Source organism: Thainema salinarum CENA647, from assembly GCF_057732415.1.
In genome coordinates, this window is sequence record NZ_JBYJZJ010000022.1 from 611,545 (window position 1) to 627,464 (window position 15,920).

The following is a 15,920-nucleotide window of genomic DNA, read 5'->3' on the forward strand; positions in this document are numbered from 1 at the left end:
CGTAAAAGATGCACCGTACTGTTTAAGAAGTTCCCCGATCTCATCTTTGCGGAATTCAAAGAACCAAGAGAGACCAAAATTAGCATAATCTTCTGCATACAGCAATCACAAATAGGTAATGAACGAGGGAGAATAGAATAAAGAGTTATCCTCACCGAAGTAAATCAGCCATGACCTCCCTGGAAGAATTTATCCAAAGTAATCCCTCTGCCCAAGAACTGAAACGCGCCTTGGCCGTGCAACTGCACCAGAGAGGTCAAAGCTATCGGGCGATCCGAGATATCCTACAGGTTTCTCTGGGATTTATTAGTGCGAGTCACCAGCGCTATGAAGAGCGAGGAGTCGAGGGACTGAAATCCCACTACTGGGGCACCCAAGGCTATTTAAGCGCCGAGCAGAAACAGGACATCTTTGAGTGGTTGCAGCAGAAAAACTGGTGGACACTAGAGGAGCTTGTTGAGCAGATTGAAGAGCGCTATGGAGTGCTCTATCGCTCAGCCCAAAGCTATACCCAACTGCTCAAAGACGCAGGGTTTAGCTGGAAGAAATCCCACTCGGTGCATCCGGGCCAAGAGGAGGCCAAAGTCGAGGCAAAAAAGCCGAGATTCAACAGTTGCTGGTCCAGTGGCGAGCCGAGATTGCCAGTGGGCAGGTGCGAGTGATGTTTCTCGATGAGTGCCATCTGCTCTGGGGAGACCTCCGTGGATATGGATGGAGTCGGCGCAATCAGCGAGTGGACATCCCCATTGCCTCCATTCGAGAGCGGCAGACCTACTATGGAGCCTTGGACTATTTGAGCAAGAGCTTTGTTATTCATGAGTATGAGGCAGGCAATCAGCACAATACCGTGGCCTTTCTGAAGTATCTTCAATCTCAGTATGATGAGTCCACTCGCTTTTTCATCATCTGGGATGGAGCCAGCTACCACCGTTCCAAGGTGGTTCGCAACTACCTGAGTCAACAGAATCATGGTACTCGAGAGCAGCACTGGAAACTCACTTGCATTCAGCTTGCGCCTAATGCACCCGAGCAAAATCCGGTCGAAGATGTTTGGTTACAGGCCAAGCGATTTAGTCGTAAATTTGCCCGCTTGTGCCACTCCTTTCGCTCGGTCAAACTCCTCTTTTATCTGGCGACTCATCTGCAAACCTTCATCTTTGAGAAAGCCTTCATGTATGGTTACTGTTCATGTCCTGTTTGAGATTGCTGTAGTAAAGAGGAGTATAACCAAATAAACCTGATTTAGCATGGATATTAGCTCCACCAGACAGGAGGAGCTTCACCATTGTTATGCTTCTCTTTATATTTGTTTGTGACACAGCTATATGTAGCAGAGTATCGCTGGTATCAGAAGAACCCACTCTCACATTTACATCGGCACCTGCATCAATAAGAAATTTAGCAATATTTTCATAGCCTTCCCTAACTGCAACACCTAGAGGAGTCAGGTGCATGCAATTTTTTATTTCTAGATTAGCACCTTGCTCTATAAACACCTTTACCATCTTCTCTTGATTGCAAATTACTGCCTCATGCAGAGGAGAGTCACCTCGATTATTCTGCACATCAACATCAGCTCCCATATTAATCAACAACAGCGCTGCTTCTGTCTGAGAAGTGTGTATGGAGTAAAACAGTGGTGTCTTACCTAAACCATCTTTCTTGTTGACATCCTCATGCTGTTCAAGGACTTGTCTAATGGCTTGAAGATTTCCATGTCTAGCAGCCTGATAAATATTACTTTCTTGAAAGTCTTCTAGAAAGTTCATCTCTTTACAAATCTCATCTTCACAGACATTAATTCAGTGCGATCGCAACTTTTATGACAATCGCAAATTTTATAACAATCGCAACTCCCGTAACAATCGCAAATCTTTGCCAGCAATGCATCTTGTGTGAAAGGTACGACCTCATTGGTGATTTTAGAGAGGCGAATAATATCAGTATTTTTAACATCAATAATCGGGTTATGCCAAATTGCTTCCTTCCCAGGTTTTTTCTGCAACTTTTCTTAGTTCGATTGAAGTAAGTGGAGCTAGGTAGTTATAGATTGCTTTGTGACCAGCGTAAGCGGCTATGCTAAGCGCAAATTCTTCTTCTGGCTCAAAATTGCCTCTCAGATTCACATCAGCACCCGCTTCAACTAGCAGTTTCACAACTGAAGAATATCCGTAGAATACAGCCCACATCAGAAGTGTCCAGTCTCTGTCAGAGTCTCTAGAATTTATGTCTTTCTGAATATGTATTAAATCCTCTATGGCTTCCCAATCTTCAAACTCCATAGCAAGGAATAGAGCATCAGCTAGACGATCTTTATTAGCATCATATAAATTCATCCATTCTGAGCCGCGATTTTCGGTAGACACTAAACCTCATCCTATTTTCATCTCTGCGGATCTAATTTCTCGTGGCTGCTAGCAATAGCGCGATCGCAAATTTCGTAGTCTCTAATTCAACTTTCATTTTGCAGAGTACCGCGTGTAACACCTAACTGACTGGTCAGCCGCAAATCCCGCCAAAGCTGGCGACCGTCAATTTCTCCACATAAAAGCTGCTGATAGCGTTCAATCGTTTCCGCGACTTGATCGGGTGATTCGCGTAGGAATTCTAAGCGGAAGTGGCGACCACCGTGCTGGATTAAATGCTGCACATACTCCGCTGCGGTTTGAGCCGTGCCGTTGAACACCGTGTTGCGACAGCCCGCATCGGCTTGCAGAATGTGTTCCGTGCCAACGCGATCGCGCAATTTGACCTCCTGCGTCTCACAGGGACGACCGCAGTTGGTGTAGTCCGTTCCCTCCGACAGAAAAGCGCAGAAGACACAGTGCTCCATGTGGAACATCGGCATGTGCTGGTGGATGGTGATTTCCAGCCAGTCGGACGGCACAGTTGCCAGTAGGTCAGACAGTTGCGCCACGTTCAGGTCATAGGACGCCGTCAAGCGCTCCAGACCGTAGTGGGACTTGAAATAATCCGCTGTAATCGGGTTGGCAACATTCAGGGAAAAATCGCCAATCTTGCGCTCCTGTTGAAACCACTGGAGCTGATCGTAGTTCCGCACCAGATAGCCGTCAGCCTCCGAGCGCTGCACCTGCTGAAGAATATAGGTTTCCAGCGGTTTCGTGATCCGGGGTGGTGCGACCCAAATGGTTTGCTGGTCAGACTGCTGCTGCCGGAACCAGCGCACCGCCTCGCGATAGGCGGCAGGATTTTCGAATTCACAGTACAGGGTTTGAATATTGCGATCGCAAGCCGCTTCCAACTGCGCCCGATTCCTTACCAGCACGATCAGCTCTGGCGTTACTGATGAATCCGGTGAGGATACGACAGGTAATAAATCCCGATAGGAAACTTGAGCGTGTAGCGTCCAAGGTTTCGGCTGGCTGCGCTGTTCTTCAAGCTGGGTGACGAGCTCGCGCCGCATCCGGTTCAGCTCACTGACGGGCAGCATCACGTTATCGGTCAGGTGATTGTCCAAGCTGCCAAGCTTGAATGGGGTATTACCCAAACGACCAAATTGAGATGTCAGTTTGTCAGTAGTCAACGGTTTGCTATGCGCTTCCACCAGCGGCATGGCCGAGTCCACTTGGGCAATATGACCTTGAGCATCACGTGCGATCGCACTTAGGACTTTGCCAACTGCGCCATCAATTGCGATCGCAATTTCGCGCTGGAAAGGCGGCGCAGTTTCAGCGAACGTCTGCTGAAGCTCCCGATCCAGTTCTGGGTCGCTGGTTTTCCAGAGCTTGTTGCCAACCTGAATCCGCTTCAGGTTAATCGCGCCGTCGCCAAAGGTTAACGTGGCGGTTTCGGTTTTGCCCTGACGCTTGTGCTCAACGGTGTAAACCCGTCCCCCTTCTTCCCTCGCTTCGGGATGGCCGTTATCGAAAACGACGCCATCTCCCGGTTTAATCGGTGCTTGCAGATTGATTGTGACTGTTGGATAGCGCCCAGCGTGAATGCGCGTCACTTCGCCCAGATAAACGCCCCGTTTTTTGCCGAAGCGGGCATGAACGAGGGCTTGATTGTTTATTCCTTCAAACCAGCCCGTATGCAGTCCCCGCGAAAACGCCATCTCCAGGTTGTAGCGATCTTCGGGTTGACTTGGATCGGCAGCGGGATTAGTCGAGGTTTGGCCTTGCGCCATTAGCCGATCCAATGCTTGCCGATAGGTGCGGGTGACATTAGCGACATATTCCGGCGACTTGAGCCGACCTTCAATTTTGAGGCTAGTCACGCCCGATTTAACCAAATCCGCTAAGACAGGCAATCCGGATAGATCTTGAGGACTGAGCAGATAACTGCGATCGCGCAAGTCCACCTGTTCACCATCAGCAATTAGGTCATACTGCATCCGGCAGGCTTGGGCACATTCGCCCCGATTGGCTGACCGTCCGCCCAGCGCTTCACTGGTCAAACACTGGCCGGAGTAGGCAACGCAGAGCGCCCCATGCACAAAGACTTCCAGCGGTAGCGCAATGTGCTGCGACTCTAGCTGAGCCTGAATTTTGTTGATTTCCTTCAGCGAACATTCCCGCGCTAGGACGACAAGCTGACAGCCTAAAGACTTCGCAAATTCCACCCCTGCTGCACTGGTGATCGTCATCTGCGTTGAGGCGTGAATCGGAAAATCAGGTGACAGGTGGCGAATCAGCCGACAAATGCCCACGTCTTGCACAATCACAGCATCCACGCCAGCCGCGATCATCGTCCGCAGATACTGCTCAGCTTCCGCCAGCTCTTTGGGAAATACCAGCGTGTTCAGCGTCATGTAGCCCTTGACGCCGCGCCGATGCAGATAGGCCATCAGCTCTGGCAGATCGGCTTCAGTGAAATTTTCGGCTCGCATCCGGGCGTTGAACCGATCTAGGCCAAAGTAAATGGCATCGGCTCCGTTTTCCACGGCAGCTTTAGCGCAGTCCCATTGTCCAGCGGGCGCAAGCAGTTCAGGCCGCTGATAAACCAGGCGTTCAGGTGAATCACTAGCTTGAGAAAACGAGGCGATCGGGGATGAGGTCATGGGAGAGAAAGATGCGAAACCACCAAATTCCATACTAATTGGCTGGCTTGGAATTGGGAGACCGTATAAATCAGCGGCTTCTGGCTCGGTGCGATAAAATCGGGCCAAAGGCTCCTAAATCCGGAAATTCTATGCTGTTCAGGCTTGTGACTGCACGTTGGCGATTGAAATTAAGATTGCAGTACTCTACGAGACGGCAACGCCAAACGCTGTGTTTATCGTATCTTCTCAGTTTGTTCCTAGTTGGATTGCTGCTACTGCCAGCTCCTGCCTTTGCTCAGGCAATTGACTCTGCTTCGCCACCATCGGTCACACCTGAATCTGAACTGATCCAACCTAAACAGCGGCCTGATATTCAGCCTGAATCTAAAACATCTGATACTTTCCTGAAATCATCAGAGCCTGTTAAGACCTACTTTTTATCGGTGCCGCCAGGTGGTGTAAAACATCAAATCGCCATCAGTCCGGCAGCAACTCAGCTACAGGTCACGTCCGAATCTGGCAGCACGGCAACTCCTTGTGGTGATGCGGTGCAGATGTATAGCTGTACGGCGGGTAAACCTGTCAAGATTCAGCGGAGTGCGGAAGATGCGATCGCAACTTTCATGGCCCGCAATTCCAGCGAACAGCCCGTTCGTCTTCGTTTAGATGTGTATGAAACTGTTACAGACCAGCCATAGATAGTTCATAGATAATCGACAGACACCTCTAATTCTCAGTAGAATGGCACTAAATTCAGGCTAATGCGATCTTCTCTCGCTGTTAGATAGTAGGGTTTCTAGCCATTTGTAAATTCCAACTTTAGCGACATCTATTCTCAATAAACCTTTTTTATGTTTGCGGCAATTGTGATTTTGGCTATCGGGCTTATGCCTCCGCTTGTATCCCTGTGGATTCTGCGCCGTTCTGATGAGCGTAACCGACAGCATTTAGCATTAGCCCTCGAATCCTACGCGACTCGCGGCTTGCCTCTGATGCGCCGAGATTCAGACCACCACTACATTGACGGCTTGGGCTATATCGTGGGCGACATCACCTGCCAATTCAATGCCCGCTCACCCTACATCCGCTGCGCCATCAATCCCTCCGGCCCCTGCGAGCAGTGCCGCCACTACGATCCAAAGTTTTATGGCAGTACACTGCTGAGGACTGAGGACTGAGGACTGAGTGGCAGGAATACGCCTTACTCCTCACGCCTCTCGCCTCACTCATCTAATCCGTCAGCGGTAGCCAGATCTCAAATTCTGTACCGGGTAATTCGTCTTCTGTAACCCGAGAGCGAGGCGATCGCACATTCAGATTGCCGCCGTGTTTGGCCGTCACGATGTGGTAGCTCAAGCCTAAGCTGGTTTCTTTCGCCATTCGCTTCTTGGTCGAAAACGTTTCTAGCAGGGCTTGGTATTGAGTAGCCGACAGTCCAGGCCCATTATCCGCAATTTGAATAACGACCCAGCGAGGAGCTTGAGTCGCAGGAGCCAATCCATCAGTTGAGCAGGAAGATAGGGTTCGAATTTGGGTTGTAATCTCAATTTTGGGACGTGGATTCGTGGGTTCTAGGGTTTGGCAGCGCCTATTTTCACCAAATTCTTCGTCAAGGCAGCAAATCACAGCGGGTTCCAACAGCGCTTCTACGGCGTTCATCAGAATATTCATAAATACCTGGCTGAGTTGGCCAATGAAGCAGTTGACGGGCGGCAAGGCAGCGTAATTGCGCACTACCTGAATTTCGCCAGACAGCCGCTCTTTCAGCAGGATCAGAATGCTGTCAATGCAATCATGTAAATCGGCGGGCTTAGGATAGACTTCATCAATGTGGCAGAAGGTTTGTAGGCTGCTGGCCAAGGTTTTCAAGCGGGTCGCTCCGCCACGGATACTTGCGATCGCTTTTGGTAAATCCGCCTTCACATAGTCCAGTTCCATGTCCTCCTGTAGCTCCAGCACCTGATCGGAGGGATTGGGACAGCAGGCTTGATAGGCGTCCAGTAAGGTCAGTAACTGTTGGCTGTACGTCGAAACGTGGGCGAGGTTTCCCCAGATAAACCCGACCGGGTCTAAAATTTCGTGCGCCACTCCATCGACTAAGCGGCCCAGACTGGCCATTTTTTCGCTTTGGATCATTTGGGCTTGGGCGCGCTCATAGTGAACTTGCGTCTCCAGTCCTCGCACTTGCCAGTAGGCGGTATTTAGCTCATGACTGCTCAATAGGTAATACTGATTGCCTTCGGCTTGAACCACAATCGGTTCAGTCTGAAATTCCGGCGGGCGACGCAGCGCTCGCCGGGCAGCGCTGGTGATTTTGGTAGTCCCTGCCATCAGCAGTGGCGTCGTTCGGGCATAGCTGTGTAGAACTTGAATCGGCTGCTGAAGAAACAGCTCGATGCCCTGGGGCCGCAGCAGGTATTCCAACAACCGCTGCCGAGAAATCATACCCAGAAACTGGTCTTGTTCGGTAATGATGACTCCGGGTAGCAAGGGTTCCCGCTCAAACATTTGGGCAACAGCTAATCCGGAAACAGTTCCATCAACGTTAAATTGACACCAGGTTAGATCCTGAACGGTTGATTCAAACGTCAATCCTAAACCGCTGCCCTCTGTCCATGTCGGCAGGTTCATCCCACTCGGTGCCGCCGATGGTCGGCAGCGGGGATCAGAGCTGGAAGAGTGTGAACGCTTGCGTGATGACACCACAGTAGAAACGAGACAATAGGAACAAGAGTCGAGGTCTTGTTCTCAGAATGCCCGACTTCAGAGAAAATTAAGCATTGGCTCAAGCGGTTTCCGATTCTTCAGTTATCAGTCGTTCCATAAATGCTTTGATCCGCATCCGGTTAATGTAGGGCCAGCCGCCGCTCAGCTCAATGTCTTTGAGCAGTCCATAAAGCGCTTGGCGGTTGTCTGGTAGCGCATCTTGGAATAGCGTTTCGCGAATGTCGCGGTGGAGATCTTCAAGTACACGCAGCAGTTGCAGTAGCTCCAGCACATCTGCCTGACGGGCTTGAGCGGCTGCTTGGACTTGAGTTGCGATCGCGCTTAAATCTTCAGGTAAATCTTGAGACAGAGAATCGAGTTGAGACATGGCGGGTTGAGACATCGGTTTATAACAAAAGGCTGAATGAACTATACAATTCGCAACAATTAATTCATTAAAGTCGATCAGAAAAATAGAGGTCAAACTGGCAGTCTGACAACACCATTAATCTCCCGTCTGAGGCTGGCGATTTGCGCTAAACACACGTCATCTTCTATATCTGACTGATTTCGCTGCATATTACTCCACTCCACACTAATTTGCGATCGCGCATCCATTTTTGACGGCTGGTCGCCACTTAGACTGAATTCAGCGATACGGAACGTAATAAACGCCACATAGCCATGTAAAATGCTGTAGTGAAAGTTGTTCAACCGTTTCGGCAATTATAGAGTTTAAAATCGACGCCTCTTTTGAGTGTGTCGAACATCTTACGTGGCTAGTGCTAAAGCCCCTTAATATTCATCTGCAGGAAACATCGCTTTCATCCGAATTGATAAATCGAGGTTGACCATGAGGTACCGTACGTTAGTTGTTACGCTATTGGCTTTGTGCTTCGGTTTCATTACCGCTTGTAGCGAAGCCCCATCCGCTAAAGACTTAGGCTCGTTGTCTTACGATCAGATCGTCAATACGGGGTTAGCAAACTCCTGTTTGCAGCTTGACGAAACTGCTCGTGGTTCTATTCCAATCCAGTCTGGCCAATCCTACAAAATCACCGATCTCTGCTTAGAGCCGACCACTTTCTTCGTCAAGGAAGAACCGCTGAACCAGCGTCAAGCAGCAGAATTCGTTCCGGGTAAAAGCCTGACTCGTTACACATCCTCATTGGATCAGGTCAGTGGGAAGCTGTTACTACAAGGTGACGGTAGCCTGGTGTTTGAAGAGCAAGATGGTATGGATTTCCAAGCCATTACCGTACAGCTACCCGGTGGTGAACAGGTACCCTTCCTCTTTACCGTTAAAGGTCTCGTTGCTCAGTCTCAGGCTGGTTTGAACGCAATTACCACCTCCACTGACTTTGAAGGTGATGTGCGCGTTCCGTCTTACCGGACATCCAACTTCCTCGATCCCAAAGGTCGCGGTTTGACCAGTGGCTATGACAACGCTGTTGCACTACCTGCACGAGCTGATGCAGCAGAAATCCTAGAAGAGAACATCAAGCAGTTCAAGGTGGGCTACGGCCACATCTCACTGCAAATTTCTAAGGTTGACAGTGCGACTGGCGAAATTGCCGGTACGTTTGAGACGGTTCAGCCTTCTGACACCGACATGGGTGCTAAAGCGGCAGTAGACGTGAAGGTTCGCGGTCTATTCTATGGCCGAGTTGAAACCGCTTCTGCATAAGCTGCATTCATCGGTGGTTCCATCTAGAACCAACAGTTCAATTTCAATTCAGTATTGATAACGAGGAGGGGGCGTTTTAGGACGTTCCCTTTTTTTGTTGCGTGAGGATTGAGTGCTGAGTGATGGGGTGGATGGGTAGTTGGGTGGATGAGTAATGGGTTGGTTGAGACATTCACATGATTTGATGTTGGGACGTTGGAACGTCAGAAAGTTGGAATGTTTCAGAGTTACCGTGGGATATGAATCAATGGGCAGTTTAATACCGAGGGGCATCTCCAAAAGTGCAAAGATTTGTTACACAGTAGAGTAGGAGCGTAACTGCACAAGATTTAGGAGTGTGAGTTTTGAAGGTTTTAACGCAGCTTGAGCCGTCAACCCGTCGGAACCTGATTATTTTGTTCAGCACTGGTCTGATGTTTTGGTCAGGACTGGCACTACTCCTGCCAGCGCTGCCGCTCTACATTGAGCATCTGGGCGGTTCAGGCTGGCAGATTGGGGTGACGATGGGCTCTTTTGCGATCGGACTCTTGGTATCCAAGGCTTGGCTGTCAAAGCTGGCCGACGATCGGGGGCGCAAGCTGGTGTTGATTATTGGCGTGGTTGCGATCGCACTTGCTCCCATTGGTTACTTACTAGCAGGCTCTATCCCTGCTCTGATGGTGGTGCGGGCACTCCACGGTATCAGCATTTCAGCGTTTGCCACGGCCTATAGCGCTCTAGTTGTCGATGCCTCGCCTCCCGGTAATCGCGGTGAGTTGGTCGGCTACATGAGCTTAGTTAATCCGCTGGGTTTGGCATTGGGGCCAGCAATGGGCGGTTTTTTGTATGAGTGGTTTGGCTTTACGCCGTTTTTTCTGGCCTCGGCGCTGCTGGGATTTGGCGGTTTGTTCTGCTCCTTCAAAGTGCAGGAGTCTCAAAGCTTTCTGGCCGCAAAGCAGGCGGTGCAGTCGGTTTCGCCGCAGCAAAAAGCGGAGGACAGCCGATTTTGGAGTTTGCTACTGACCGATCGCGTTCGCATCCCAGCGACGATTTTAATGCTAGTCGGTTTAGCCTTTGGCACGATTACGACGTTTGTGCCGCTGCTGATTCAAGAAGCCAATTTAACGCTCAATTCGGGATTATTTTATACGACGGCTGCGATCGCAAGTTTCTCGGTTCGCTTAATCACGGGTCGCGCCTCGGATCGCTACGGGCGGGGGCGGTTTATCACGGTTAGTCTCGTGTTCTACAGCTTGGCCATGCTGGCGCTGTGGCGAGTACAGACCGACTTAGGATTGATTGCGGCTGGCCTCTTGCAGGGAGCAGGAGCTGGCACGCTGATTCCGATGATCGCCGTATTAATGGCTGATCGGTCGCGCCCCAACGAGCGGGGCCGCATGTTTGGTCTTTGCATGATTGGCTTTGACCTAGGCATAGCCCTGGCTGGCCCAGTCCTGGGACTCTTCGCCACCTGGATCGGCTATCGCACGGTCTTTGGCATCTCGTCGGGACTGCTCATGCTAGGTATTTTGATTTTCCTGTGCTTATCAAGTAAAGACTTGCCCCATTCACTCCGATTCGCACTCTCTGGCGGACGAGATGTTTATGCGATCAAAGCCTCAGACGATATGGCATAACTACAGCAATAGTTCAGAATTGCGATCGCACAATGGATAATCAAGATGACCCAAATTACCTTTTTCCTCCCCAAGCAATTCCATATGCTATTGCAATAATTATGTTGATCGTTTTAGCGGGGATTCTGCTATTCAAGACGGTATCAACGGAGGTCACCTGTACTCGTTTACTGGAAAATTCAGTTGAGTGCAGCTTAGTGCGAAACACTCCTCTACTCCACATGAGTCCTGTAGAGATTGTTGACCCGCTGGCAGTGGACGTAATCCAGTATGATGTCCGCGGTCGCGTACCAAGCTACAGAGCCGAAATCAGAGCTGCTGGTTTCTCATATCCAATATTTATTATGTCAAGTTATGACTTTGATGTTGTTTATGGTGTCGCAAACAAAATAAACGATTTTTTACTCAGATCTGATGATCCTGAATTCTATATGAGCTATCCAGATGACGCTAAGGATCGTGGATTAAATAAGATGTAATTTTACCGTCTGTATTTGTAAGCTAGAGCAGTAGAAGATGAAGCAGAACCTGAATGCAACCCTACCCTGCGCCAATTGAAGCTCAAATGCAACGCTATTATCAATCGTTGTCTGAGAAGGATCGTCGTCGCTATGCCGCCATTGAAGCGATCAAACTCGGATATGGTGGGCAAGCCTATATCCGAGAGTTGTTCGGATGCCATCATGCAACCCTAGCGTTGGGACTGGCAGAACTGGATGATGAACCTGCTCTCAAACGGGAACGGATTCGTCAAGTGGGAGGTGGACGGAAGTCAGCATTTGAGACCATTGAAGGGCTAGATGCGTCATTTCTGCAGGTGTTGGAGCAACACACGGCGGGTTCACCCATGGATGAGACGGTGAAGTGGACTAATCTCAAGCGCCATGAGATTGTGGCCTTGCTGAAAGAGGACGGAATTGACGTGAGTGTGACGGTGGTCGATCAGTTGTTGGAGCGGCACAACTTTCGTAAACGCAAAGCGGTGAAAAGACTGGCAACTGGGGAGAGTGAACATCGCAATGAACAATTTGAGCGGATTGAGCAGTTGAAAGGCACCTATCAAGCTGCTGGCAATCCCGTCATGAGTATGGACACAAAAAAAGAGAATTAATTGGCAAGTTGTATCGAGCGGGGCAACTGTACACTCAAGAGCAGGGAGTCGAAGTGTTTGACCATGATTGGGCAACGCTCGCAGAAGGCGTCGCTATTCCCCACGGACTGTACGACTTGAGCGATAATATTGGCTACATCCAGATCGGCACGAGTCATGATACCAGTGAGTTTGCCTGCGAATCGATTCGCTACTGGTGGAACACCTATGGCAAAGCACGCTATCCCCTAGCTGGCTCGATTTTGCTGCTTTGCGATGGTGGGGGCAGTAACAGTTCTCGCTACTACATCTTTAAGCAAGACTTGCAAGCATTGGTCAACGAGTTAGGGATTGAAATTCGCATTGCTCACTATCCCCCCTATACCTCCAAGTACAATCCAATTGAACACCGCTTGTTTCCTCACGTCTCAAGCAGGTGTCAAGGGGTAATTTTTGAGAGTGTCCAGATGGTAAAAGAGCTGATGGAAAAGGCAACCACTCGCACAGGTCTCAAGGTCTTTACGACGATTCTCGATAAAACGTATCACAAGGGTCGTAAAGTTGCTGAGGACTTCAAAGCCAACATGAAGATTGTCTTCGACGAGCTTCTGCCGCAATGGAATTACACAGCAAAACCAGAATTACAGGTTATTTAATTCACAATCCTAAGTAGACAGAATCCAATATTTCTTCTACAGGGCAAATATTGAATAGAGCAAAACGAAAACTAATATTGAATGAGTATTTTCGCCTGATTCAAATGCCGATCTGCTCTCAGATGCAATCAATCACTAGGAAGAAAACGATAGTACAGGTATCCTGTGATCAGAGTTAGGTAAACGGCATGGCTATTATTTCGTCACAGCAACCGTCGCCAGAGCCAAGAAAAACGCGATCTCAGGTGCGTTCGGCTTCGCCGTTGTGCGGAGAATCGCAGTCCGTTGCTCCTGCACCAGAGCCACTGTTCCAGCATCAGCCCGATCAGACTGGCGATCAGCGCCATTCGGCGCTGTTAGAAGCGGATTCCCAACCTGATGAGTTTGGCAAGTCGGAAGAGGGTATTCGCCCCACTCGGCTGTCAGAATACATTGGTCAAAAGGCGCTAAAAGAAGTGCTCGAAATTGCCATCAAAGCCGCTCAGTCTCGGGGTGAAACGCTGGATCACCTGTTGCTGTATGGCCCACCCGGACTGGGAAAAACTACCATGTCGCTTATCCTGGCCGAAGAAATGAAGGTGAGCTGTAAAATCACCACTGCGCCAGCGCTGGAGCGACCAAGAGATATTGTAGGTCTGCTAGTCAACTTGAATCCGGGCGACATCTTGTTTATTGACGAAATTCATCGGCTGCCGCGCATGACCGAGGAAATTCTGTATCCCGCGATGGAAGACCACCGGATCGACATCACCATCGGCAAAGGTCAAAGCGCCCGCACCCGTAGCTTACCGCTGCCGCCGTTTACCCTGGTTGGCGCAACGACGCGAGTGGGAGCTTTAACGTCTCCATTGCGCGATCGCTTTGGTTTAATCCAACGGCTGCGGTTCTATGAACTGGATGAACTGACCGAAATCGTGCTGCGGACGGCTCAGGTACTCAGTACCGCGATTGAGCGTGACGGTGCAACGGAAATTGCCCGCCGCGCCAGGGGTACACCGCGTATTGCCAATCGTCTGCTGAAGCGGGTACGAGATTTTGTCGAAGTGAAGGCCGCCGGTATGGCCATTAATTCTGCGATCGCAGCCGAAGCGTTGGAACTTTTTAACGTCGATCCCTGCGGTTTGGACTGGACAGATCGACGGCTGCTGACGGTAATGATCGAAAACTTCAACGGTGGCCCCGTCGGTCTCGACACAATGGCGGCGGCAACGGGCGAAGATGCCCAAACGATTGAAGAAGTGTACGAACCGTACCTCCTGCAAATTGGCTATTTGCAGCGCACTCCCCGTGGACGCATTGCCACAGCCGCCGCCTGGGAACACCTCGGCTACCGTCCCCCCGAAAGCCAACTGCGATTGCTAAGCTAGCCTACGCTGTTGATGCGTTACGGCTAGCGCCTAACACATCCTACGAAACTACAAAACTGATTTTTTAAGCTTCCGAAAGCTGCTGTATAAATTCGCTATGTTCGCTAGTTGCCAATCCAGCTTGTAAAATCGTCAATACCTGAGCCATATTGCCAGCTAGCAGCTCATTCACCGCAAGCCACAGTCCCGGAAACCTCGCGCTGCGAATCACACCGCTCTCATCGGTGGGTAGCTGTACGTATTCACCGTTCTGCAACGCAAACCAGTCGAGCCGTTGATCAAAAACTTGCCAGACGATGTATTCCTGCACGCCGTTGCGTCGATAGGCACGTTTTTTATCGCCCAAGTCAATCGTTGCGCTGCTGGCGGCAATTTCGACGACTAATTCTGGAGCGCCTTCAATGTAGTCGTCATCACTGAGCCGAGTTTGGCCACCGCACTGCGGTTCAATCAGCAAGACCGCATCGGGTTGGGGGGCATTGTCTAGGTCTAGGCGAACCGTAGGAGTATCTCCAAGTTCTACGCCAGGCGTTGCTACTTTGTATGTCCAGAGCCAGCCCATAATATTACCGTGGGGTTGACCATGACTCCGAAAGCGCAACGCCGCTGGCATATAGACCACTCCCTCAATTAGTTCTGCTTTCTTTAACTTTGGCATCGCCGCAGAGCGTCGCTCAAACTCATAGCGATTGAGCCGATCGCCATTTTCCAGCGGCGGAACTTTAAACGGCAAGGATGAAAGCTGGAATTGAGCCATGATTTTCTCTACCAGTTGCGTTCTAGCTACCTACAGTCTATCGATTGAGCCAACTTGTGCAGCTATTATTCTCCCCTGCTTTCCTGCCCCTTTGCCCTCCTATCCACTACCGCTAGCAGCCACTACCCTACAATAAACAGGTAAGTAATTATGCTGTCACTACGCGATCGCAACTCATGAAAATGCTGCGCTGTTTATTGGTTCTTTGCTTAATTGGATTGCTCAATCTGATTGCTGCTCCCATGCCCTCGGCTTGGGCTGACGATGCTCCGCAGTGGAGTGAAGCCGAAATTGAGCAGTTGGAAGCGCTGGATCAGCAGGCATTTGCCGCCGCTCGGCAGGGAGATTTTGCCCAGGCGGAGCAAGCTTGGACGGAAATGCTGGAAATCATGCCAGATAACGCCGCCATTTGGAGCAATCGCGGCAATGTGCGGGTGAGTCAAAACAAAATTGAGGATGCGATCGCAGATTACAACCAGGCCATTGAGCTAGCACCGGATGCCGCCGATCCCTACTTGAACCGAGGTACAGCCTGGGAAGCCCAGGAGAAATGGCAGGCTGCGATTGATGATTACAATCGCGTATTAGACATTAATCCTGAGGACGCGGCGGCCTACAACAATCGAGGCAATGCGGAAGCGGGATTAGGACAGTGGGAAAATGCGATCGCAGATTATCAGAAAGCGTTTGAACTGAATTCAAATTACGCCTTTGCCCGCGTCAACTATGCTCTCGCCCTCTATCAAGATCAGCAAACCAATTTGGCAATTAAAACGCTGCGAGATTTGACCCGGAAGTATCCGAATTTTGCCGATGCTAGAGCTGGACTGACGGCAGCGCTCTGGGCAGAGGGCAAACCGGGAGAAGCCGAAAGCAACTGGGTTGCCGTGACGGGTCTGGATTCTCGCTACAGAAATATTGACTGGGTGCGGAACGTGCGCCGCTGGCCGCCTGCAATGGTCGAAGCGCTGGCGACATTTTTGAGCCTCTAACCCTTAATCCACAAAGCAGATGGCCGCCGCTGATGCGGCGGCCATCT

The 15,920-nt window shown here is 50.3% G+C and carries 16 protein-coding genes and 1 pseudogene; 10 read left to right on the top strand and 7 right to left on the bottom strand.

What is annotated here, in order from left to right; genetic code table 11:
• Positions 1–170: 170 nt before the first annotated feature.
• Together AC286M_RS09470 and AC286M_RS09475 are read left to right on the top strand one after the other, a co-directional pair.
• Positions 171–662: a helix-turn-helix domain-containing protein gene (locus tag AC286M_RS09470; protein ID WP_488203817.1), complete on the top strand. Its 492-nt coding sequence runs from the start codon at positions 171–173 to the stop codon at positions 660–662.
• Positions 614–1,201 carry a transposase gene (locus tag AC286M_RS09475; protein WP_488203438.1) on the top strand — a complete coding sequence of 196 codons (588 nt, stop codon included), beginning with the start codon at positions 614–616 and terminating at the stop codon, positions 1,199–1,201. Before AC286M_RS09470 ends, AC286M_RS09475 begins: the two co-directional genes overlap by 49 nt.
• On the opposite strand, the gene AC286M_RS09480 is transcribed toward AC286M_RS09475, so the two are convergent.
• From AC286M_RS09480 to AC286M_RS09490, 3 genes are all read right to left on the bottom strand, one after another.
• The gene (locus tag AC286M_RS09480; RefSeq protein WP_488204144.1) at positions 1,170–1,769 is read right to left on the bottom strand and encodes an ankyrin repeat domain-containing protein; all 600 of its coding nucleotides are present in this window, start codon (positions 1,767–1,769) and stop codon (positions 1,170–1,172) included. The genes AC286M_RS09475 and AC286M_RS09480 overlap by 32 nt on opposite strands.
• 198 nt (positions 1,770–1,967) lie before the next feature.
• Entirely contained in the window at positions 1,968–2,366 is a 399-nt protein-coding gene (locus tag AC286M_RS09485; RefSeq protein WP_488204145.1) for an ankyrin repeat domain-containing protein, read from the bottom strand.
• A gap of 86 nt (positions 2,367–2,452) precedes the next feature.
• Positions 2,453–5,020: a U32 family peptidase gene (locus tag AC286M_RS09490; protein ID WP_488204146.1), complete on the bottom strand. Its 2,568-nt coding sequence runs from the start codon at positions 5,018–5,020 to the stop codon at positions 2,453–2,455.
• Between the two features lie 248 nt (positions 5,021–5,268).
• Here AC286M_RS09490 and AC286M_RS09495 point away from each other — a divergent pair, with 248 nt between their 5' ends.
• Together AC286M_RS09495 and AC286M_RS09500 are read left to right on the top strand one after the other, a co-directional pair.
• Entirely contained in the window at positions 5,269–5,700 is a 432-nt protein-coding gene (locus tag AC286M_RS09495; protein ID WP_488204147.1) for a hypothetical protein, read from the top strand.
• Positions 5,701–5,853: 153 nt separating this feature from the next.
• Complete coding sequence (locus AC286M_RS09500; RefSeq protein WP_488204148.1) at positions 5,854–6,180, top strand: DUF6464 family protein; 327 nt, start codon at positions 5,854–5,856, stop codon at positions 6,178–6,180.
• Between the two features lie 52 nt (positions 6,181–6,232).
• On the opposite strand, the gene AC286M_RS09505 is transcribed toward AC286M_RS09500, so the two are convergent.
• From AC286M_RS09505 to AC286M_RS09515, 3 genes are all read right to left on the bottom strand, one after another.
• Positions 6,233–7,633 (bottom strand): sensor histidine kinase, encoded by a 1,401-nt coding sequence (locus tag AC286M_RS09505; protein ID WP_488204149.1) that lies wholly within the window; start codon positions 7,631–7,633, stop codon positions 6,233–6,235.
• A gap of 154 nt (positions 7,634–7,787) precedes the next feature.
• The gene (locus tag AC286M_RS09510; RefSeq protein WP_488204150.1) at positions 7,788–8,111 is read right to left on the bottom strand and encodes a hypothetical protein; all 324 of its coding nucleotides are present in this window, start codon (positions 8,109–8,111) and stop codon (positions 7,788–7,790) included.
• 77 nt (positions 8,112–8,188) lie between these two features.
• Positions 8,189–8,422, bottom strand: coding sequence for a hypothetical protein (locus AC286M_RS09515; RefSeq protein ID WP_488204151.1), 234 nt, complete (start codon positions 8,420–8,422; stop codon positions 8,189–8,191).
• A 139-nt stretch (positions 8,423–8,561) separates the two neighbouring features.
• On the opposite strand from AC286M_RS09515, the gene AC286M_RS09520 reads away from it, so the two are divergent.
• The 5 genes and pseudogenes from AC286M_RS09520 to ruvB all read left to right on the top strand — a co-directional run bounded on the left by AC286M_RS09520 (position 8,562) and on the right by ruvB (position 14,124).
• On the top strand, positions 8,562–9,395 hold the full coding sequence (locus tag AC286M_RS09520) for a photosystem II manganese-stabilizing polypeptide (protein WP_488204152.1): 834 nt from the start codon (positions 8,562–8,564) through the stop codon (positions 9,393–9,395).
• A gap of 344 nt (positions 9,396–9,739) precedes the next feature.
• A complete protein-coding gene (locus AC286M_RS09525; protein ID WP_488204153.1) occupies positions 9,740–11,011 on the top strand; it encodes an MFS transporter in 1,272 nt (423 codons plus the stop codon).
• Between the two features lie 32 nt (positions 11,012–11,043).
• Complete coding sequence (locus tag AC286M_RS09530; RefSeq protein ID WP_488204154.1) at positions 11,044–11,490, top strand: hypothetical protein; 447 nt, start codon at positions 11,044–11,046, stop codon at positions 11,488–11,490.
• 368 nt (positions 11,491–11,858) lie between these two features.
• Positions 11,859–12,757: pseudogene (locus tag AC286M_RS09535) on the top strand (ISAzo13 family transposase).
• Positions 12,758–12,945: 188 nt separating this feature from the next.
• Positions 12,946–14,124: a Holliday junction branch migration DNA helicase RuvB gene (gene ruvB / locus AC286M_RS09540; protein ID WP_488204155.1), complete on the top strand. Its 1,179-nt coding sequence runs from the start codon at positions 12,946–12,948 to the stop codon at positions 14,122–14,124.
• 64 nt (positions 14,125–14,188) lie between these two features.
• Here ruvB and AC286M_RS09545 read toward each other — a convergent pair whose 3' ends face one another.
• Positions 14,189–14,881 (bottom strand): Uma2 family endonuclease, encoded by a 693-nt coding sequence (locus AC286M_RS09545; RefSeq protein ID WP_488204156.1) that lies wholly within the window; start codon positions 14,879–14,881, stop codon positions 14,189–14,191.
• A gap of 182 nt (positions 14,882–15,063) precedes the next feature.
• Here AC286M_RS09545 and AC286M_RS09550 point away from each other — a divergent pair, with 182 nt between their 5' ends.
• Positions 15,064–15,873 (top strand): tetratricopeptide repeat protein, encoded by an 810-nt coding sequence (locus AC286M_RS09550; protein ID WP_488204157.1) that lies wholly within the window; start codon positions 15,064–15,066, stop codon positions 15,871–15,873.
• The last annotated feature ends 47 nt before the right edge of the window (positions 15,874–15,920 follow it).